The 19995-nt window shown below is 69.9% G+C and carries 24 protein-coding genes; 4 read left to right on the top strand and 20 right to left on the bottom strand.

From position 1 onward, the window contains the following. Positions 1-73 precede the first annotated feature (73 nt). Positions 74-952, top strand: a complete 879-nt coding sequence (locus AC07PU_RS01245; protein ID WP_495314554.1) for a helix-turn-helix transcriptional regulator — start codon at positions 74-76, stop codon at positions 950-952. On the opposite strand, the gene AC07PU_RS01240 is transcribed toward AC07PU_RS01245, so the two are convergent. The 18 genes from AC07PU_RS01240 to AC07PU_RS01155 form a co-directional block, all read right to left on the bottom strand. After that, the gene (locus tag AC07PU_RS01240) at positions 873-1211 is read right to left on the bottom strand and encodes a DUF3325 domain-containing protein (RefSeq protein ID WP_495314552.1); all 339 of its coding nucleotides are present in this window, start codon (positions 1209-1211) and stop codon (positions 873-875) included. The genes AC07PU_RS01245 and AC07PU_RS01240 overlap by 80 nt on opposite strands. After that, entirely contained in the window at positions 1204-2877 is a 1674-nt protein-coding gene (locus AC07PU_RS01235; protein WP_495314549.1) for a PepSY-associated TM helix domain-containing protein, read from the bottom strand. Before AC07PU_RS01235 ends, AC07PU_RS01240 begins: the two co-directional genes overlap by 8 nt. 35 nt (positions 2878-2912) lie before the next feature. After that, positions 2913-3209 carry an iron uptake protein gene (locus AC07PU_RS01230; protein ID WP_261206014.1) on the bottom strand — a complete coding sequence of 99 codons (297 nt, stop codon included), beginning with the start codon at positions 3207-3209 and terminating at the stop codon, positions 2913-2915. Between the two features lie 237 nt (positions 3210-3446). Continuing rightward, positions 3447-3980, bottom strand: coding sequence for a hypothetical protein (locus tag AC07PU_RS01225; protein ID WP_495314546.1), 534 nt, complete (start codon positions 3978-3980; stop codon positions 3447-3449). A gap of 43 nt (positions 3981-4023) precedes the next feature. Next, positions 4024-4443: a hypothetical protein gene (locus tag AC07PU_RS01220; protein ID WP_495314544.1), complete on the bottom strand. Its 420-nt coding sequence runs from the start codon at positions 4441-4443 to the stop codon at positions 4024-4026. A 113-nt stretch (positions 4444-4556) separates the two neighbouring features. Next, the gene (locus tag AC07PU_RS01215; protein ID WP_296786217.1) at positions 4557-4982 is read right to left on the bottom strand and encodes a type II toxin-antitoxin system PemK/MazF family toxin; all 426 of its coding nucleotides are present in this window, start codon (positions 4980-4982) and stop codon (positions 4557-4559) included. Further along, positions 4979-5248, bottom strand: a complete 270-nt coding sequence (locus tag AC07PU_RS01210) for a hypothetical protein (protein WP_495314542.1) — start codon at positions 5246-5248, stop codon at positions 4979-4981. Before AC07PU_RS01210 ends, AC07PU_RS01215 begins: the two co-directional genes overlap by 4 nt. A gap of 75 nt (positions 5249-5323) precedes the next feature. After that, positions 5324-6109: an SDR family NAD(P)-dependent oxidoreductase gene (locus AC07PU_RS01205; RefSeq protein WP_495314540.1), complete on the bottom strand. Its 786-nt coding sequence runs from the start codon at positions 6107-6109 to the stop codon at positions 5324-5326. After that, positions 6106-7356, bottom strand: a complete 1251-nt coding sequence (locus tag AC07PU_RS01200; protein WP_093346910.1) for a cytochrome P450 — start codon at positions 7354-7356, stop codon at positions 6106-6108. The genes AC07PU_RS01205 and AC07PU_RS01200 overlap by 4 nt, the downstream gene beginning before the upstream one ends. A 45-nt stretch (positions 7357-7401) precedes the next feature. Beyond that, a complete protein-coding gene (locus AC07PU_RS01195; RefSeq protein ID WP_495314538.1) occupies positions 7402-8166 on the bottom strand; it encodes an SDR family NAD(P)-dependent oxidoreductase in 765 nt (254 codons plus the stop codon). Between the two features lie 17 nt (positions 8167-8183). Continuing rightward, positions 8184-8972: an SDR family NAD(P)-dependent oxidoreductase gene (locus AC07PU_RS01190; protein ID WP_495314537.1), complete on the bottom strand. Its 789-nt coding sequence runs from the start codon at positions 8970-8972 to the stop codon at positions 8184-8186. Further along, entirely contained in the window at positions 8969-9436 is a 468-nt protein-coding gene (locus AC07PU_RS01185; RefSeq protein WP_495314535.1) for a DUF3237 domain-containing protein, read from the bottom strand. Before AC07PU_RS01185 ends, AC07PU_RS01190 begins: the two co-directional genes overlap by 4 nt. Positions 9437-9449: 13 nt before the next feature. Further along, positions 9450-10106, bottom strand: coding sequence for a VOC family protein (locus AC07PU_RS01180; RefSeq protein ID WP_296786239.1), 657 nt, complete (start codon positions 10104-10106; stop codon positions 9450-9452). 29 nt (positions 10107-10135) lie between these two features. Beyond that, positions 10136-10459 carry a 2Fe-2S iron-sulfur cluster-binding protein gene (locus AC07PU_RS01175; RefSeq protein ID WP_296786242.1) on the bottom strand — a complete coding sequence of 108 codons (324 nt, stop codon included), beginning with the start codon at positions 10457-10459 and terminating at the stop codon, positions 10136-10138. 31 nt (positions 10460-10490) lie between these two features. Continuing rightward, the gene (locus AC07PU_RS01170; RefSeq protein WP_495314532.1) at positions 10491-11531 is read right to left on the bottom strand and encodes a branched-chain amino acid ABC transporter permease; all 1041 of its coding nucleotides are present in this window, start codon (positions 11529-11531) and stop codon (positions 10491-10493) included. A 2-nt stretch (positions 11532-11533) separates the two neighbouring features. Continuing rightward, positions 11534-12406, bottom strand: coding sequence for a branched-chain amino acid ABC transporter permease (locus AC07PU_RS01165; protein ID WP_495314530.1), 873 nt, complete (start codon positions 12404-12406; stop codon positions 11534-11536). 14 nt (positions 12407-12420) lie between these two features. After that, complete coding sequence (locus AC07PU_RS01160) at positions 12421-13134, bottom strand: ABC transporter ATP-binding protein (protein ID WP_495314528.1); 714 nt, start codon at positions 13132-13134, stop codon at positions 12421-12423. Continuing rightward, on the bottom strand, positions 13134-13940 hold the full coding sequence (locus AC07PU_RS01155) for an ABC transporter ATP-binding protein (protein ID WP_495314526.1): 807 nt from the start codon (positions 13938-13940) through the stop codon (positions 13134-13136). Before AC07PU_RS01155 ends, AC07PU_RS01160 begins: the two co-directional genes overlap by 1 nt. A gap of 167 nt (positions 13941-14107) precedes the next feature. Between AC07PU_RS01155 and AC07PU_RS01150 the strand changes: the two genes are divergently transcribed. Genes AC07PU_RS01150 through AC07PU_RS01140 form a run of 3 tightly spaced genes read left to right on the top strand, consistent with a single transcriptional unit; the run spans position 14108 to position 17716 of the window. Further along, positions 14108-14938 carry an SDR family NAD(P)-dependent oxidoreductase gene (locus AC07PU_RS01150; protein ID WP_296786255.1) on the top strand — a complete coding sequence of 277 codons (831 nt, stop codon included), beginning with the start codon at positions 14108-14110 and terminating at the stop codon, positions 14936-14938. 38 nt (positions 14939-14976) lie between these two features. After that, positions 14977-15708, top strand: coding sequence for an SDR family NAD(P)-dependent oxidoreductase (locus AC07PU_RS01145; protein ID WP_209539930.1), 732 nt, complete (start codon positions 14977-14979; stop codon positions 15706-15708). A gap of 7 nt (positions 15709-15715) precedes the next feature. Next, positions 15716-17716 (top strand): oxidoreductase, encoded by a 2001-nt coding sequence (locus AC07PU_RS01140; protein WP_495314522.1) that lies wholly within the window; start codon positions 15716-15718, stop codon positions 17714-17716. Between the two features lie 20 nt (positions 17717-17736). Here AC07PU_RS01140 and AC07PU_RS01135 read toward each other — a convergent pair whose 3' ends face one another. Further along, positions 17737-18756 carry a GntR family transcriptional regulator gene (locus AC07PU_RS01135; protein WP_495314520.1) on the bottom strand — a complete coding sequence of 340 codons (1020 nt, stop codon included), beginning with the start codon at positions 18754-18756 and terminating at the stop codon, positions 17737-17739. Positions 18757-18806: 50 nt separating this feature from the next. Continuing rightward, positions 18807-19994: an ABC transporter substrate-binding protein gene (locus AC07PU_RS01130; RefSeq protein ID WP_093346868.1), complete on the bottom strand. Its 1188-nt coding sequence runs from the start codon at positions 19992-19994 to the stop codon at positions 18807-18809. Between the last annotated feature and the right edge of the window lies 1 nt (position 19995).

Raw genomic sequence — 19995 nt, 5'->3', positions numbered from 1 at the left:
TGGGAACCGATCAGCAACAGGGCAATATTTCCTCTCATGCTATTACTGGCAGCAATACGCAAGGCGGCGTGGCATGGCGTCTAGATCGCTGGACCGCACGCGCACCGAACTCTCGGCCTTCCTGCGCGCCCATCGCGAGCGGCTCGCGCCCGCGGACGTGGGCCTGCCCAGCGGCGGACGGCGGCGCACGCCGGGCCTGCGCCGCGAGGAGGTGGCGGCGCTCGCGGGCGTGGGCATCACCTGGTACACGTGGTTCGAACAGGGCCGCGAGATCGGTGTCTCGGAAGCCTTCCTGCTGCGCATCGGCAAGATCCTGCGGCTCGACGATGCCGAGTGCTGCCACCTCTTCCTGCTCGCGCAGCAGCGGCCGCCCTCGGCCGAGGCCCATCACTGGCCGAGCATCCCGCCGCTGGTGCAACGCATGATGGACGAGCTGGTCGCGCGCCCCGCCTACGTCACCAACCTGCGCTGGGACGTGGTCGCGTGGAATGCCGCGGCCGACCGGTTGTTCGGCTTCTCGGGCCGGGAGCCCGCGCAGCGCAACTTCCTGCGCCTGGCCTTCGCCGATCCCGAGCTGCGCCGGCGCTTGCCGGACTGGAAGGAGGATGCGCCGCGCCTGCTGGCCGCGTTTCGCCGCGAGCTCGCGGTCGCGCCCGACGATCCCGCGATGCTGGAGCTGGTCGATCAGCTGCGGCGGCTGTCGCCCGACTTCCGGCGTTGGTGGGACACGCCGCGCGATCCGCAGCCCTCGCGCGGCATCTCGGCCCTGCTGGACGACGGCCGGCGCGTGGCCTTCGAGCACGAGGCGCTGACGGTGGACGAGTACCGCCACCTGCGCATGGTGGTGTACTTCGAGGAGGGCGCCGGGCCGCTCAGCGCGGGCTCGTTGCCGGCCGTGCGGGAATCCACGCCACCAGCAGCGCCAGCCAGCGCGGTCGCCAGCTCAGCGTGAAGGTCACGGCGAGCGCGGCACCCGCGAGCGCCATGAACCAGACCAGCGAGGCCATCGAGATATGGTCGACGCGCAGGCACAGCCCCAGCGACACGACCAGGCAGGCCGCGCCCAGCACGCGCAGCACGCGCGCCATGCGCACCGGGTAGGCCGTGCCGGGGCGCGCCTGCTCCCAGTGCACGTCCATCGACAGCGCGAACAGGCCCGCGCCCACGAGGTTGGCGGCCAGCGCGGCCGCGAGCATCAGGGCCTCAGACACGGGCCACCGCCGATCCGTTCGACGCCGACACGGTGGTAACGGCAGTCGCGGCGGCACGGCGCCGCAGCATGCGCGCGGCCACCACGGCCAGCGAGACCGCCGCGAGCACCGACAGGTCGACGCCTGCCACCGGCCAGTAGCCGCTGCCGATGGTGCGCAGCAGGTGGTCGCCGGTGGTGATCCAGTTCAGCAGCACCGCGGCCACGCCCAGCAGCGCCACGGCCCAGCACTGTTCGGCCCAGGCCGGTGCGAGACGGCCCTGCGCCGTGGGCGCGGTGCGCCACAGGCCATGGAGCAGCGAGAGCAGCCAGGCGCCCGCGAAGACGCCGATCTCCCAGTTGCCGCGCAGCGGCAGCTCGGCCGGCAGCAGGCGGTTGGCGACCAGCATGGAGAAGGTCGCGATCAGCAGGCCCGGCACCGTCGCGACCGCGAAGGCATCGACCCAGCGCGCGCCCTGGAGGCCCTGCTTCGCATGCTGGCGCTTGCGCTTCTCGACGAAGAAGATGAAGCCGGTGGCGATGCAGGCGCAGCCGGCCAGCCCGCCCAGCACATAGAGCCAGCGCAGCAGCCAGTGCCTGAAGTGCTGCAGGTGCAGGCCGGTGAGGAAGTCCTTGATGCCCGCGACCACCGTGGGTGCCGGGTCCTCGCGGATCACTTCGCCGGTCGCGCCGTTGAAGTGGATGCCCTCGCCCGTGAGCGTGACCCGGTCGGTGCCCGCGCGGTAGACGCTGACGTAGGCATTGGCATCGTTCACGTGCTGCACGTTGAGCATGCCCACCTCGCCCGCCATGCCGCGGCTGGCCCAGCGGCGCTGAGCCTCGGCCACCATCGCGTCGACCGAAGCCAGCGTGCCCGGCGTGCCCGCGCGGTCGTGCGGCAGGCCGGTCTCCTGGGCCTCGAGCTTCTCGTGCAGTTCGTGCAGCGGCTCGAGCTGGGTGTGGCTCACGGGAAAGTAGACGCCCGCGAACACCACCAGCCCCGACAGCGCGAAGATGAAGTGGAAGGGCAGCGCGACCACGCCCGTGAGGTTGTGAAGGTCGAGCGCGCTGCGCTGCACGTGCTTGGCCGGACGGAAGGTGAAAAGCTCGCGGAAGATCTTGCGGTGCATCACCACGCCGCTCACCAGCGCGATCAGCATCACCAGCGCCGCGAAGCCGACGATCCAGGTGCCGAGGTTCAGCCAGTTGATGTGCAGGCTGTAGTGCAGCGGGTAGAAGAAGTCGCTGCCGATCTTCAGGCGGTCTTCCGACAGCGTCTTGCCGGTGCGCGGGTCGATGGTGGCGTAGCCCCAGACCGCGTCTTCGGGGTCCTTGGCGTTGGGCAGGATGAAGCCCGAATAGATGCTCAGCACCGGGTCGCGGTGCGTGGTGTAGGCCAGCCACTGCTTGGGCTCGAAGCTCTTCGCCATCGGGCCGTTCACGCGCGAGCGCGCCTGCTCGATGTTGGCGGGGGCGGGCTTCGCCTCCTTGAACAGCGGCAGCAGCACCTGGTCGAACGAGGGCATGCGCTGCGGCTCGAAGCGAGTCTCGGGGATCGCCCAGCGGTCGATCTCGCGGTCGAACACCGACAGCGAGCCGAAGAAGAACACGACCATCAGCACGAAGCCGAGCACCAGCCCGAACCAGGTGTGGAGCCAGGCCATCGAGAGGCGGAAGTTCTGGAACACGGAAGTCTCTCCTCGCGGGAATGGTTCGATTCGGGTCAGAGCAGCGCCCGCTGCACCAGGGAAGCCGCCGCCGTCATCGACAGGCCGCCGCCGGCCAGCACCAGCCACACGCGCTTGATGCTGGCGGCCGAGAACGCCCAGAGGAACGCGACCAGGAACACCAGGAAGGCCAGCATGCTGGCGAGCGACTCGGCGTCGTGGAACGGCATGCCCGCGGCGAACAGCAACCCGATGCCGAGCGCGACGAAGCCCCAGGAGAACGCATAGCCGCCGAGCACGGCGGCGCCGATGCGGGAGACGATCTGCAGGGCGGGGACAGCGTTCTGGGCCATGGTTTCTTCGACGGGGTGGACGACGGCGGCAGGCGTGACGCCTTGCCGATGCCAGCCTCGTTTCAGTGGGCCCGCATGCGCGGCCGTCCGAGGCAATTGATAGTCGTTCTCATTCTATCAACCGGGTTCTTGCCAACCTGAAGAATCGGAGGGTTTCTTCGTGCGATGGCTGGCTGCCGATTCACAGGACGCCGTCGGGCAGCACGGTCCCGAGCGAGCGCCGCCCGGGCGCCTGCGCTACTGAATGGACACGGAAGGGGCGACGAAGTTGCCGATCGACGCCAGGCCTCGGGCGTCCAGGTCCGAGCATTCCGTCCAGCGACGGCTTTCGAGGTCGGTGGGATTTCCAGCCATCACGGCGAGCCCGGCAAGAGGACCAGCGAACGCCGTCGCCAATCCAATCGCCTGGGTGTGCGTTGCCATGACGCCGGACACATAGACGAACCGGCGTTCGCCCGCCTTCAGTTCGACGTTCAGCCCTTGCGCGCCGGTGCCCGCAGTCGCGAGACCGTAGGTTCCCGGCGGCAGCGTCAGCGCGGTGTACGCGCTGGCCGGAAGCCGGGCCGCCGCGACACCATTGACGAAGGCCACGACTTCGGTGCTGTCGTGCGGCGCCCTGAACAGGTAGAGCACGGACTGCTCGGGCGCGGGGTCCATCCACACGATGTCTTGCGGCTTCTTGAACGAGGAGGTGTTGGCGCATCCACCCAACAGGGCAAGCGATATCGCCCATGCGGCGACGTGACGCGATGCTGGCATTGCAATGCTCATGATTTTCTTGTCTGGCGAAACAGGCCCCGGCGACTCGCGCGAATCAGATCCCCAGTCGCGTCAACGCCCAGGCCACCATCACCAATTGCACCACGTTGATCAGCATGCCCGCGATGTGCAGCCGGCGGAACTCGAGGATCGAGGCATCGGCCTCGGGAATCGAGCCGCGCAGCGCGTCCATGCGCGGAATGATGAACCAGCCGCGCAGGGCGAAGGCCAGCGCGCCGATGAGCGCCGCACCCAGGGCGAAGACGAACTTGCCCGACCAGACATAGCTGAGCGCCGCAGCGGCGGCCGTCAGGGTCACGGCGACGTAATAGACATTGAACAGGCCGCGGATGAAGCGCGCATCGAGCGGCGTGTCGTGCTTGAGCACGAGCAAGGGCAGCGAGCCCATCATGAAGAAGCCCATCCAGACCAGCAGGACGACGGTGGCAGCGAGCGCGACGACGATAGGGAGCATCGGGATCCTCCGCGACCTCGCGGCGCTTGCCGGGGCCGAGGCGGACTGTAGCCGTTCATGCAGACATTGCGAAGGTGCTTCGGCGGGCCACCTCGTTGGGTGCGATCGCCGTCTCAGAAGCCCTTGAGTTGGCTCCTGGCTTCCAGAATGGCCGACTGCAGCTTTCGCTTCACGGCCCCATCCTGCAGGTCGAGCCGCCCGCGCCGCGGATACCTCGGCGTCTTTCCGGGCACAGGGGCGAACCAGACGTCATCGAAGGGCAGGCGATGATGGTTGACCAGATCGAACTTGGTTGCCTTGGTCAGGCCTGTCTTTTCGCTGGCCTCGATGACGAACTCTCCCGGATACACCATCGAGGTGTTCTGGGAAGTGGCATAAGCGACCACCAGCACCGAGCCGCTCGGGTCATCGTTCGCCTCTTCGATCTGGAGCACCAGTGCCGGACGGTTCTTGGGACCGGGAACGCCCACCTGCTGCGGAAAGCAGCATTCGACGATGTCCCCGAGCCGCGGCCGGGGTTTCCAGTAGAGCCCGCTCACAGCAGCGAGTCGATGACCTTGCCTTTTTTCTTCGGCTCGGCCTGCGCGATGGCCTGATGCTGCGTCTTCGTGAGCGGAACCAGACGCTCCCTGTCCTGTTCGATGAAAACCTCGTCTCGCAGCCTGGCGAGGGCGTACAAGACCGTCTGGGTTTCGTTGAAGCCCAACTTCTTGGCCAGCGCCCGCAATGCATCTCTCGACACAGTGGTCAGCGTGTCATCCTTGAAGTTCAGCTTCAGCGATTGTTGGTTGGCGGTGGCGGGCATCGAGGCCTCCGATATAGATACAGGATATGTATTTTATATGCATCGAATAGGCATCTCAAGGCTGCTGCCATACGCTCAGGCCGTCATCCCCCCATCCACGTTGTAAACCCCACCCGTCACGAAGCTGGCCTGCGGCCCCAGCAGCCAGAACACCAGGTTCGCCACCTCCTGCGCGGTCGCCGCGCGTCGAAGCGGCTGGTTCAGGAAGTGCTGCTTCAGCGCGGCCTCGGCCTGCGCCTCGGTGCGACCGTCGACGAGGAAGGTGCTGCGCAACAGCGGCGTGTCGATCGGCCCCGGGCAGATCGCGTTGATGCGGATGCCGAGCGGCGCGAACTCGAGCGCCGCCTGCTGCGTCATGCGGATCACCGCGGCCTTCGAGGCGCCGTAGACGCCGAGCCCGGCCTCGGCGCGGCTGCTGCGCTGGCCCGACACCGAGGCGGTGTTGACCATGGCGCCGCCGCCCTGGTCGCGCATCGCGCGCGCCACGGCCTGCATGCCGAGCAGCACGCCGCGCACGTTGACCGCGAAGATGCGCTCGAAGTCCTGCATGCGGAAGTCGAGCAGCGAGGACTGCGGGCCGACGATGGCGGCATTGTTGTGGAACAGGTCGATGCGGCCGAACTTGCGCAGCGCCGTGTCGACGTAGCGCTGCACGTCGGCCTCCTGCGCGACATCGGCCGCGACGCCGATCGCATCGCGCGCATCGAGCCCCTCGAGCGCGCGATCCAGCGCCGCCTCGTCGCGGTCCACGATAGCGACGCGCGCGCCGGCGTCGAGCAATTGGCGCGCGAGCGCCAGGCCCACTCCGCTCGCACCGCCGGTGACGACCGCCACCTGGCCTTCGAACACGGCTGCGCTCATTGCAGCGTGACCTCCAGCGCGCTCGGCGCGCGAAACACGAAGGTATGCAGGTGCGTCGCGCGGTCGGGCTCGACCAGCCGCATGCGCGGGAAGCGCTTGGCGAACTCCTCGAACACGATCTTCATCTCGAGCCGCGCGAGCGGCGCGCCCAGGCAGAAGTGCACGCCGTTGCCGAAAGTGAGCTGCTTGCGCGCATTGGCGCGGCGGATGTCGAAGCGCTGCGGGTTCTCGAACACCTCCTCGTCGCGGTTGGCCGAGGCGAAGGACAGCACGATCGGCGCGCCCTTCGGGATCGTCACGCCGCGGAACTCCACGTCCTCGAGCGCGATGCGGCGCCAGCCGATCACGGCGCCGGCATAGCGCATGCCCTCCTCCACCGTGTTGGCCGCGAGCGAGGGATCGGCGCACAGCGCCTCCCACTGCTCGCGGTTCTCGAGCAGGCTGCGGAAGGTGTTGGTGAGCTGGTTGGTGGTGGTCTCGTGGCCCGCGAAGGCAACGCCGAAGGTGTGGGTGATGATCTCGGGAATGGTCATCACGGCGTCGTCGCCATTGCGGATCGCGAGCATGCGGCTGGTGAAGTCGTCCTGCGGATGCTTCTCGCGCTCGCGGACCATCTCGGTGCAGTACTGCCAGAACGCCACCATGTTGCGCGCGCCCTCGAGCTGCTCGGCATGGGTGGCGGGGCTGAAGTCGATCACGCTGCGTGCGCCGGCCCAGTGCTTGACGCTCGGGATGTCCGAATCGGGAATGCCCAGCACCTTGAACACCACCTGCGCCGGCAGCTCGTAGTTGACCTCGCGCAGCAGGTCGACGGCATCCTTGCCCTCGACGCGGTCGATGGCCTCGTTCACGAGCCGGCGGATGTGGCCGTCGAGCTTGACGAACTCGCGCAGGTTCAGCACCTGGCCGGTCACGCCGCGGATGCGCTTGTGCACCGCGCCGTCGAGGCTCGAGTGGCTGCCGGTCTGCGCATAGCCGCCCTCCTTGAGGATCGCCTGCGCATCGGGATGCATCGGCGTCACGGGCCGCGTGGTGTTCTGCGACGAGAAGCGCGCGCCGTCGTGCAGCACGCTGTAGACGTCGGCATGCCTGGTGAGCACCCAGTAGCCGATCTCCTCGCACCAGAACACGGGCTCGTCGCGCCGCTGGGTCTCGAAGGCCGCATGCAGCTCGGGGCTGAAGTAGGGCTTGAAGTCGGCGGACGGCGAAGTCCCCGCATGAAAGGGGCAACCGGCAATGGCATTCATCGGGAAGTCTCCTGGCGTGGGTTGTCTTGGAAGAGGAAGAGAGCGTCAGCGCATCAACATGCCGCCGTTGACGTCGATCGTGGCGCCCGTCACGAAGCCGGCACCGGGCGACACGAGGTAGGACACCGCGGCCGCGATCTCCTCGGGCGTGCCGATGCGGCCCAGCGGCACGGCCGCGGTGCCGAGGTACTTCTGGCCGCGCTGCGCCTCGGGCACGGTCTGCTGCAGCATCGGCGTGTCGATCGGTCCCGGCGCCACGGTGTTGACGGTGATGGCCAGCGCAGCGGCCTCGCGCGCCACCACCTTCGACAGCGCGAGCACCGCGCCCTTCGAGGCGCTGTAGGCCGCGCCGCTCTGCATGCCGCCCATCTGCCCCGCGAGCGAGGCGACGGTGACGATGCGGCCGTGCTCGATCGCCTGGCCGTCGCAACGGCGCAGCATCTCGCGCACGCAGAGGAAGGTGCCGAGCGCGTTCACGCGCAGCACGGTGTCCCATTCCTGCAGCGTGATGTCGACGGTGGGCAAGCGCCCCGGCGCGGGCTGCGCGCTGAGGATGCCCGCGAAGCAGGCCAGCACGGCCACGCTGCCGAGCCGCTCCTGCACCGTGTCGAAGGCGGCGCGCACGCTGTCCTCGTCGGCCACGTTGCAGCCCAGGCCGATGTGGCCCTTGCCTGGCAAGGCAGCGGCGGCACGCTCGGCGGCCTCCGCATGCAGGTCGGCCACGGCGACGGTCAGGCCGTCCTCGGCCAGCCGCCGGGCGCTGGCCAGCCCCAGCCCGCCAGCGGCGCCGGTGATGAGTGCGATGCGCATGAAAAGACTCCTGGAATTCAGCGGTCCGGATGGGCCTCGCCCCAGCACTGCACCAGCGGCTCGCTGATGTAGGCGCTCGTGGTCTGGCCCCCGTCGACGGCCAGCACCTGGCCCGTGACGTAGCCCGCGTCGTCGCTGCACAGGAAGGCGGCCGCACCGGCCACCTCCTCGGGCAGGCCGGGCCGGCCCATCGGCGTGGTGCCGACGACGGTGGCCTGGAAGCGCGCGGTATTCAGCCGCCCCGCGGTCTGCGGCGTGGCGATGATGCCGGGCGCGATCGCGTTGACGCGGATGCCCTGGTCGGCATAGTCGGCCGCGAGGTTGCGCGTGAGGCCGATCACGCCGGCCTTGGCCATCGAGTACACGGCCTGCCGGCGATAGCCCACCAGCCCCAGCGTGGACGCGATGTTGAGCACCACGCCGCGCGCCGCGATCAGCGCCGGAAAGGCCGCGCGCGTGACCATGAAGGTGGCCTTCTGGTTGATGTCGGCGAACCTGCGGTAGTCGTCGTCGGTGGTCTCGTGGAACGGCGGGCAGTTGCCCAGGCCCGCGTTGTTCACCAGCACGCGCAGGTCGCCGAAGCGCTCCAGGCATTCGTCGACGATGGCCTGCGGCGCGCCGTCGGCCGTGACGTCGGCGGCGAAGACATGCAGCTGCTCGTCGCGCGGCAATTGCGCGAGCCCTTCGGCGTTGATGTCGACCGCGAGCACGCGCGCGCCTTCGGCATGCAGGCGCAGCGCAATGGCGCGGCCGATGCCCGAGGCCGCGGCGGTCACGATGGCGGCCCTGCCCTCGAAGCGTTTCATGCGACTTCCCACACGTCGTACACGGGGCCGTCGCTCTCGCGCGTGCCGGTGCCGACCGCGATGCGGTCGTTGAGCCATTCGAGCCCCGGTGCCGCGGTCTCGAACTGCACCGCGACGCGGAAGTAGTCCTCGCCGCGCGCGATCGGCTCGCGATTCACGATCTTGCGCATGATCTCGGGCGTGGGCCCGTTGCGGCGTCCGCTGTAGGTCATGTAGATCAGTCCGCCGCCCTCGGCTTCGAGCACCAGCCGCACGTCGAGGTGCAGGCCGCCGTCGGGCCGCTCGAGCACCACGTCGGCGCCGCCGGGCAGCACCCGGCCGCGCAGCCGTTCTCCCTCAAAACGGCCGCCGCTCACGCACATCACGCGCCGCGTGTAGCCGTGCGGCACGGCGCCCACGAGCTGGGCCGGTGCCGTGACCTCGGCCTTGATCGTGAACAGCGATCGCAGTTCGATCGGTGTCATGCCGGCGCGCCGCTCACTCGCCGGCCTTCTCGCCGTGGCCCGTGCCGTAGCGCTTGCGCACGTCCTGGATCAGTTCCAGCAGCGCCTTGGGCACGTCGCGGCCCTCGGCCTTGGCCTGGCGCTTGCAGTCCTCCCACAGCTTGAGGTCGGCATAGCCCTTGTCGGTGTGGCGGTTCCATTCCTTGTCCAGCGGCGTGGTGATCTCCAGGCGCACGCCGGCCGGGTCGTGAAAGTAAATCGACAGGATCAGGCCCTTGTGGTCGGTCGGCCCGATCACCTCCACGCCCTGCGAGGTCAGCCACTCGTACCACTTCGTCACCTCGGCGCGATCCTTCGCCTGCAGCGCGATGTGGTTGAAGATGTCGTAGGCCGGATGGCTGGACTTCGAGGGCGCGGGCACGCCCGGTGCCTCGAAGAAGGCCAGCGTGGAACCGTCGCCCATGCGGAAGAAGATGTGGAAGTAGGGAATCGCGTCGCCGGTCGAGGGCACGCTGTCGTCGAGCACCGTGCTCGCGAGCTCCATGCCCATGATGCGGGTGTAGAAGTCGGTGGTGGCCGCCGCGTCGGGCGTGACCCAGGCCGCATGGTTCAGCATCATCGGCGTGAGGCCGGGATTGGGGGTCAGCGCCGCCTTGGGCTTGGTGCTGTTGTCGGTTGCGGTGGCTTGCATGAAGCGTTTCTCCGTGTTGATGTCGGCTCTTACAGTTGAGGGTCGGCGATGCGCACGGCGATGCCGTCGAGCGCGTCGCTCATGACGATCTGGCACGACAGCCGGCTGCCCGCTTCGCGCGGCGCGGCCGTGTAGTCGAGCATCTGGTTCTCGGTGTCGACCGCGGGCGGCAGCCTGTCGATGAAGGCCTCGTCGACGATCACGTGGCAGGTGGCGCAGCTCATGACGCCGCCGCAGTCGCCGACGATGCCTTGCAGGTCGTGGCTGGTGGCGGCAAGCATCAGGCTCTGGCCTTCAGCGACCTCGAGCTCGGTGCGCTCGCCGTTGGAATGGATGTAGATGGCGCGGGGCATGGAAGGACTTTCTCTCAGGCGCTCGTTCGCGTCAGTCCCCTCGACGGGGACGTTGGTCCGCGCCGTTGCTGCGCAGGCGCCGCAGCACGCTGCGCACCAGCCCCACGAAGCCCTGCGGCATCAGGAACATGCACAGGATCAGGAAGCCCGCGAAGATCGCCGAGGGCGCCGACTTCGAGATCTGGTCGGCGATGTTCGGTATGAACTGGATGAAGGCCGCGCCCACCAGCGCACCCGAGATGGTGCCGAGCCCGCCCACCACCACGCCCACGAGGAAGAACACCGACACGAACATGCCGAAGCTGTCGGGCGCCACGAAGGCGGTGGCGATGGCACCGAGCGAGCCGGCCACGCCGGTGTAGAGCGCGCTGATGCCGAAGGTCATGGCCTTCACGTGCGGTACGTTGACGCCCATCGCGGCCGCGGCGGTCGGCTGCTCGCGGATGGCGATGGTGGCGCGGCCCAGCCGGCCGCGCAGCATGTTCCAGGCGCAGACGAACATCAGCGCCGCGATCGCCAGCACCACGAGGTAAAGCCATTGGTCGGCCGACAGCTGCAGGCCGAAAGGCGCCTCGGGCTTCATCAGCACGATGCCCTGCACGCCACCGGTCCATTGCTCGAGCGCCTTGTGCTTGAGCAACTGCGGCGTTGCCAGCGCGAGCGCGAAGGTGGCGAGCGCGAGGTAATGGCCCTTGAGCCGCAACGCCGGCCAGCCGAACAGGAAGCCGAAGCCGAAGCACACCGCGGCCGACACCGGCAGGGTGGCCCACCAGGCGAAGCCGCCGTGCTCCATCAGCACCGCGGTGACGTAGGCACCGAGCGCGTACAGCGCGCCATGGCCCAGCGAGAGCTGGCCGTTGTAGCCCACCAGCATGTTGAGGCCGAGCACGCCGATGGCAGTGATCAGCGTCATGGTGACGAGAAAGAGGCGGTAGTCCGACAGCGCGAAGGGCAGCGCGAGCGCCGCGACGGCCAGCAACGCGAAGGCGGCGATGCGCCAGGGCGAACGCGCGGGCGCGGCGTCGGCGGCCAGGGCCGGTGCCTGGTCGGGAGAGAAGGGCAAGGCCGACATCGTCAGACCCTCGCCACCAGCTTGCGGCCGAACAGGCCCGAGGGCCGCACCAGCAGCACGGCCACGATCAGCACCAGGGCCAGCGTGAGCTTGAGCTCGGTGCCCACGAGGTAGGTGCCCGCGAGGTTCTCGACCACGCCGACGATCAGCCCGCCGGCCACCGCGCCCCAGGGGTTGTCGATGCCGCCGAGCAGCGCCGCCGCGAAGGCGTAGATCAGCACGCCGCCCATCATGTTGGGCTCGAGGAAGACCACGGGCGCCACCATCAGCCCGGCCACCCCGCCGATCAGCGCCGACAGGCCCCAGCCCAGCGAGAGCATCAGCGACACCGGGATGCCCGCGAGCCGCGAGGACACCGGGTTCTCGGCCGAGGCGCGCATCGCGAGCCCGACCTTGGTGAAGCGCAGGAAGACATAGAGCAGCGCCATCACCAGCAGCACCACCGCGACCGTGCCGAGCTCGTGGCCCGAGATCAGCGTGCTGCCGCCGGGCAGCTTGTCGGGGAACGGGCTCGGGAACGGCTCGAGCTGGTGGCCGAAGATCCAGCCGGCCAGCGAGTTGATGCCGACGAACAGGCCGATGAAGACCACGATCACCGAGAGCTCGGGCACGTCGCCCAGCGGCCGCAGCACCAGCCGCTCGATGGCGAAGCCGGCCACGAAGCCGAAGGCCAGCGTGGCGAGCGCGGCGGCCCAGTACGGCAGGCCCCACTTCAGCAGCAGGAAGGCGATGAAGGTGGAGAACATCGCCATCTCGCCCTGCGCGAAATTGATGTGGTGGGTGGACTGGTAGATCATCACCAGCGCCAGGCCGAGGCAGGCGTAGATGCCGCCCATGGCGATGCCGGAGGCGATCTGTTGCAGCAGGCTGTACATGGGGAGGGTCCTTGTCAGAAGCCGAGGTAGGAGCGGCGGATCTGCGCGTCGTCGCGCAGCTGCTTCGCGGTGCCCGAGATGACGGTGCGGCCAGTCTCGAGCAGCCAGGCGTGATCGGCGATCTCGAGCGCGCGCGCCACGTTCTGCTCGACCAGCAGGATGCCCACGCCCTCCTCGCGATTGACCACGCGCATGATCTCGAAGATCTCGCGGATCACCAGCGGCGCGAGGCCGAACGAGGGCTCGTCCATCAGCAGCAGGCGCGGGCGCTGCATCAGCGCGCGGCTGATCGCCAGCATCTGCTGCTCGCCGCCCGAGAGCGTGCCGGCCTGCTGCCCGCGTCGCTCGCGCAGCCGCGGGAAGTAGCCGAACATGCGCGCCATGTCCTGCTCGACCTCGGCCTTGCCGCGGCGCAGGTAGGCGCCCACGCGCAGGTTCTCCTCCACCGTCATGTTGACCAGCGTGCCGCGCCCGTCGGGCACGTGCGCGATGCCCAGCGCCGCGGTCTTCTCGGTGCTGTGGCCATCGATGCGCTGGCCCGCGAGGCGGATCTCGCCGGTGCGCCGCACCAGCCCGCTCAGCGCGCGCAGCGTCGTCGTCTTGCCCGCGCCGTTGGCGCCGAGGATGGTGGTGATGCCGCCCTCGGCGACCTCGAAGTCGATGCCCTCGAGCACGCGCGTGGGGCCGTAGAAGGCCTCGAGCTTCTTCACCTCCAGCAGCGCGGCCATCAGGCGGTCTCCGTGCCGAGGTAGGCGCGCACCACTTCCGGGTCGGCTTGCACCTGAGCCGGCGGTCCGTCGGCGATCTTGCGGCCGAAGTTCATCGCCACCACCTGGTCGGACACCCGCATCACCAGGTTCAGGTGATGCTCGACCAGCAGCACGGTCACGTGGAAGCGCTCGCGCACGTCGAGGATCAGCTGGCGCAGCCCGTCGACCTCCTCGTGGTTGAGGCCGGCCGCGGGTTCGTCGAGCAGCAGCAGCTTGGGATCGGCCACCAGCGCGCGCGCCATCTCCACGCGCTTGCGGGTGCCGAACGAGAGGTTCTTCACCGGCGTCTCGGCCAGCGCCGAGAGGTCGAGCAGGGCCAGCAGCCGCTCGGTGCGTTCGCGCACCTCGGCCTCCTCGCGCCGCACCGAAGGCAGGCGGAAGGCATTGGCGAGGTAGCCGGTGCCGGTGCGGCAATGGCGGCCCACCATCACGTTCTCGCGCACCGTCATCGCGGGGAACAGCGCCACGTTCTGGAAGGTGCGGCCGATGCCCGCCGCCGCGATCGCATGCTGCGGCTGCGCGAGCAGGTCGACACCGTCGAACACGATAGCTCCCGCGGCCGGCGTGTAGATGCGGCTCAGGCAGTTGAACAGCGTGGTCTTGCCGGCCCCGTTGGGACCGATCAGCCCGCAGATCTGGCCGCGGCGCACCTCGAAAGAGATGCCGTCGAGCGCCACGATGCCGCCGAAGCGCACGCCGATGCCGCTGACGCGCAGCAGCACGTCGGCGGCGGCGGCGTTGGTGGAGGCGGAGGGGGTTGTCATGGCGGGCAGTATTCGCCGCGCATCGCGGGCCCGTCAGTCCCCTGCCCGTGGTACAGGCCGCGCTGTCCCTTGCCACGGGGACAGACGCCGCGCGACGCGGCTGCCACATTCGCCGCACTCCCCTCTTCCCACTCCTCATTCACTCATTCCCTCGTGGAGGCACAGCCATGGACTACGGACTGCAGGACCGCGTGATCCTCGTCACCGGCGGCGGCAGCGGCATCGGTCGCGCGATCGGCATCGAGGCCGCGCGCGGCGGCGCGCGCATCGCCGTCGTCGATGCGGTGGCCGAGCGCGCCACAAGCGTGGCGGCCGAGCTGCGCGAACTCGGCGCGCAGGCCGTCGCGCAGACGCTCGACGTGCGCGATGCCGCCGCCTGCGAAGCCGCGGTGGCGCGCATCGAGGAACAGCTCGGCGCCATCGACGGCATGGTGGCCTGCGCGGGCATCTCGCCGCCGGCGCCCGCCCACACCATGCCCGACGAGCTCTGGACCCGCTGCCTCGACGTCAACCTCACGGGCATGTTCCGCTCGCTGCAGCCCGTGGGCCGGCGCATGCTCGAGCGCCGGCGCGGCGCGATCGTCACCGTGGCCTCGATCGACGGCCTCGGCGGCCATGCGGGCCGCGCGCACTACAGCGCCTCGAAGCACGGCGTGATCGGCCTCACGCGCGCGCTCGCCATCGAGTGGGGCCGCTTCGGCGTGCGCGTGAATGCGCTCGCGCCGGGCGTGGTCGACACGCCGCTGGTGCAGGCCAACATCCCGCCCGACCACCTGCAGTACGCGATGGTCGACCGCAACCCGCTGGGCCGCCTGTGCCGGGCCGAGGAGCAGGCCGGCCCCGCGCTGTTCCTGCTGTCCGATGCCGCGAGCTACGTCACCGGCTCGGTGATGACCGTCGACGGCGGCAGCGCCGCGGGCTTCTTCACGCGCTGGAACGGCGCCGACCTCGGCTCGCGCGCGCTGCTCGAGGCGGGCGCCTACGGCGCGCCCGAATGAACCGGACTCTTTGCACCACTCCCTGAAGGACAACCACCATGAAGAACCTCTTCGACCTGCGCGGCGAGCGCATCCTGATCACCGGCGCCGGCGGCGCCATCGGCGGCGCGACCGCGCGCGTATGCGCCGCGCTCGGCGCCGAGCTGTTCATCGCCGACCTGAAGGCGCCGACCGAACTGGCCGACGAGCTGAAGGCCCGCGCCGCCGCGCTCGACAACACGAAGCGCGACGACGTCAATGCACTGCTGCAGGACATCGGCGAGATCGACGCGCTGATCGACACCAGCGGCTACTACGTCAAGGGCGACTGGCTCGATGGTGGTGACGAATGGGAGCAGCTGTTCGAGCGCACCATGGCCGTGAACGTGAAGGGCCCGGTCAACCTGCTGCGCGCCGCGCTGCCCTCGATGATGAAGCGCGGCAGCGGCCGCATCGTGCTGACCAGCTCGATGGCCGCGCGCAACGCGGGCTCGACGCTGGCGGTGGAGCCGGCCTACGCGGCCTCGAAGGGCGGGCTGTCGGCGCTGGTGCGCTACTTCGCGCGCCAGGCCGCGGCCTCGGGCGTGGTGGTCAACGGCGTGGCGCCGGGGCCGATCTTCACGCCGCTGCTGGTGTCGGCGAACCAGCCCTTCACCGTCGACCAGTACCCGATGAAGCGCCTGGGCCAACCCGAGGAGATCGGCTGGCCCGCCGCCTTCCTGGCCTCGCGCGGCGCCAGCTTCACCACCGGCGCGGTGCTCGACGTCAACGGTGGCATGTGCTTCTCCTGAGCCGCGCATGACGACGCAGCCTGCGGCGCCGACCGCGCTCGACGGCCTGTGGGAGCCGGTGCGCATCGGCCCCGTGCAGGCGCTCAACCGCATCTACCTGCCCGCGCACCAGGTGAGCCTGCCGCCGCTGGCCTATGGCGCCTACCTGGCCGAACGCGCGCGCGGCGGCGTCGGCCTGATCGTCACGCACGGCTTCCATGTGCATCCGGCCAGCGCGCGCGCCGGCGTGTCGCCGTGGGAGCCCGGCTGGGCCGATGCGGTGCGGGCCTTCGTCACGCCGAGCAAGCGGCTCGGCGTGCCGGTGATCGTGCAGGTCACGCACATGGGTGCCAGCGGCACGCGCCGCACCGACGACATCGCGCACTGGGGTGCCGTGCTCGCGCCCTCGCAGCTGGCCTCGCCGGTGCACCGTGCGATGCCGCAACCGATGGAGGAGAACGACATCCGCGAAGTGATCGAGGGTTTCGCCGCCACCTGCGCCAACGTGCAGGCCGGCGGCGGCGACGGCGTGGAGATCCACGGCTCGCACGGCTACCTGCTGAGCAACTTCCTTTCGCCGTACTGGAACCGGCGCGATGACGAATGGGGCGGCGACACCGAGCGCCGCGCCCGGCTCGCGCTCGAGATCGGCCGCGCGGTGCGCGCGCGCTGCGGCAGCGATTTCGCGATCGGCATCAAGCTGAGCCTCGACGAGTACCTCGGCGAGGCCGGCACCACGCCCGAGGAAACGCTGCGCGTGGTCGCGCTGCTCGAGGCCGAGCGCCTGTTCGACTACGTGTGCCTCTCGCACACCGACTACCACCAGAACCACCGGCTGGTGCCGCCGCAGTCGAGCGGCGAGACCGCGCCGCTGGCCACCGACGCCGCGCGCGTGCGCGAGGCGCTGCAAGGGCGCATCCCGCTGCTGATCCAGGGTTCGGTGCGCGACATCGCCACGGCCGCACGGATCGTCGCGCGCGGGCAGTCCGACATGGTCGGCCTGGTGCGCGCCCAGATCGCCGACCCCGAGATCGTGCGCAAGGCCAGGGAAGGCCGCGCCGACCAGACCCGGCGCTGCGTGGGCGCCAACCAGGGCTGCTGGCGAAGGCTGGGGCAGAACGTGAGCTGCACCGTGAACCCCGAGGCGGGCCGCGAGCTGCAGTTCGGTGCGGCGCTGGCGCGTCCCGCCGCCGCGCCGCGCACGCTGCTCGTGATCGGTGGCGGCCCGGGCGGCCTCAAGTTCGCGGACAGCGCGGCCGCGCGCGGCCATCGCGTCACCCTGTGGGAACGCACGGACCGGCTCGGCGGCCAGATCCGCCGCGCCGGCCTGCTGCCCGACTACGGCTCGTGGAACTTCCTGGTCGACGACCTCGAAGCCTCGCTGCGCCGGCGCGGCGTGGCGATCGTGCTGCGCCGCGAGGCCACGGCCGACGCGGTGGCCGCCTTCGGCGCCGACGAGGTCGTGGTGGCCACCGGCGCGCGCTGGCAGCGCGGCGGCCGCTCGATGTTCCGCACCGACCGCGACGCGATCCCGGGCGCGGACCTGCCACACGTGACGGTCGCGCTCTCCGCGCTCGACGACCTGCCCGCCTGCGGACGCCGCGTGCTGATCGTCGACGACAACGGCGATTACCTGCCGCTGGGACTGGCCCGACTGCTGAGCGCCGCGGGCCGCGAGGTCACGGTGGTCGGCGCCGACGCGCTGCTCGGCCGCAAGCTCGAGCCCACGCTCGACTGGCCCTGGCTGATGCCGCGCGTGGCCGCGGCCGGCGTGGCGCTGCGCGCCTCGACCACGGTCGAGCGCATCGAACCGGGCCGCGTCGTGCTGCGCAGCACGCTGGGCGGCGCGAGCGAGACGCTGGCGGCCGACACGGTCGTGCTGTCGATGCTGCGCGAGAGCGAGGACGGGCTGTACCACCAGCTGAAGGCACGCGGCCTCGCGGTGCGCCGCATCGGCGACTGCGTGGCGCCGCGCGAGGTGGACGACGCGGTGCTCGAGGGGTTCAGGGAGGCGCAGGCGATCGGCTGAGGCCGGGCCATGGCCCGCGCTCAGGCAATGCGCACGAGATAGGCCGGCAACGGCGGCTCGGGCAGCACGGCCAGCACCTTGAGCTGCTGCTGCGTGCGCTTGCGCGCGGCCTGCAGGTGCGCCGCGAGCGCATCGGCCGCCTGCGCGTAGCGGCCCTCGCACAGGTGCTCGACGATCTGCCGGTACTCGTCGATCAGCGCGGGATGCACCGGCTGGTGGAACATGCGGCAGAAGGTCTGATGGACGATCAGCGGCATCTGGCATTGCCGCAGGATGCCGAGCATCTTGGTGTTGGGGTGGTGCGCCAGGCATGCGTCGTGGATCTGGCTTTCGATACGCAGCAGCTCTTCCGTGTCGACGGCCGCGGGATCGCGCAGCACCTCGCGCAGGCCCGACAGGAACTGCGCATCGAGCTTCGGCGCGCTCTCGAGCAGCGCGGCCGGCGCCAGCAGCAGCCGGACCTCGAAGTCCTGCGCCATGGCGCGCGCCGTCAGCGGGCCGGCGCGCCAGGCCGCATAGGCGCTCTTCTCGACCAGGCCGCGGTCGACCAGCCGGCTCAGCACCTCGCGCAGCGCGCCGCGGTTCACGCTGAAATGCTGCATGGCCTGCGCTTCGTCGATGCGGAAGTGGCCGAACACGATGGCGGCCGAGATCGACTGCTCGAACTCGCTGTAGATGCGCTCGCTCTCGGAGGGGATGTAGATGGTCGCGTCCTGCGCGTCCTGCCCGAGCGAGGCCTCGTCGATCGGCAGCCGCAGCGGCTCCACCTGCTGGCCGCGCGGCGCGACCATGTAGCCGCGGCCCATGAACTTCTGCAGCAGGCCTTCTTCATGGAGCAGGTGGAAGGCCTTGCGCACCGGCACGCGGCTGGTGCCGAACACGTCGGCGACCGGTCCTTCGAGCAGCACCAGCCCGGGCACGATGCGCCGGTCGACGATGGCCTGGCGCAGCCGGTGGCGGATCAGTTCGTAGCGCAGCTTCCGTTCGCCAGCTTCGGTGCTTTCCTCGGCCGACGCGGGGTCGGAGGCTGGCGGACTCATGGTCTTCTCATCGCTGTCGTGCAGTCGCGTCTCGGTGTCTCAACAGGGGTTCAGCCGCTGCGCAGGAACTCGGTCCATTTGCGCACCAGGTAGTTGTGCTCGTCCATGACGGTGTTCCACACGGCCACGTCGCTCATGCGCTGCGCATAGGAGCCGCCGTCGCGCACGCTGCCTTGGCGGATCAGGATGGTACCGTCAGTTCCCGGCAGATCCTCGGCCGCGGGCAAGCCCGCGTACCAATAGCCCCACTCGGCCGCACTCAAGTGCGCGCGCGTGCGCAGCGGGTTCGAGATGTAGAAGCCCTGGCGCGCCATCACCGCGCCGGCCCAGCCCGAATGCCACCAGTTCAGGTAGCGGTAGGCCGCGTCGAGCTTGGGTCCCTGCGCGCGGCGCGCGATGCCCAGGCCGCCGTACCAGGCCCGATAGCCTTCGCGCGGACGCGCCAGCCGATAGGCCAGGCCGGCCTGCTCGTACTGCGCGATGGCGGGCGACCAGTTGCTCTGGATCGCGACACGCGCATCGATCATCATGCGCGCGGCATCGGCGTAGTTGCCCCAGAAGCCGCGGAACAGGCCGGCCTTCTTCTTGGCCATCAGCAGGGCGATCATCCGGTCGACCTCCTCGATCTCGAGGTTGCTGATGTCGCCGAACGCCATCTCGCCGCTCGCGCGCAGCGCCAGCACGGCGTCGAGCGCGCCGATCGCGGCATCGGCCTGCAGCGCCACGCGGCCATTGCAGGCCGGCGACACCAGCCACGACCAGCTCTCCTCGGTGCCGAACAGCGACGGGATCTCGGCCGGCAGGTAGACGAAGCTGTCGGCGTTGTGCGTGAGCGGCAGCATGCTGATCTGCGCGCTCGGCGCATCGCCCACGCTGCCGTCGGGCTGCACGTAGAGGCGCGTCACGGGATTGCAGCCCTGCCCGTAGCGCGCGTCCGGCGCGATCCGCCCGGTCTTGGGCAGGGCATTGACCTCGGACCAGTGCTCGATCCGGTCCAGCTCGATCGGCTGCAGCGCGCCGGCCGGCCAGAGGTAGTCGATGCTGTGGAACCACTGGTCGTAGACGTCGAAGCTGCCCTGCTCGATCACGGCCTGGCGCTGCGCGTCGAAGCCGTCGAGCACCTCGAAGTGGATGCGCAGGCCGAGGTCCGACATGGCGCGCTTGCGCACGGCTTCCGTGAGCGTGACCGACGTGCCCAGCACGCGCAGCTCGGTTCTCTTCGATGCCAGGGCGGCCATG

The organism is Variovorax sp. GW821-FHT10D07 (assembly GCF_059415325.1).
Note: the sequence above shows the minus strand (reverse complement) of the source record. Positions and strands in the feature narration are given on the sequence as shown.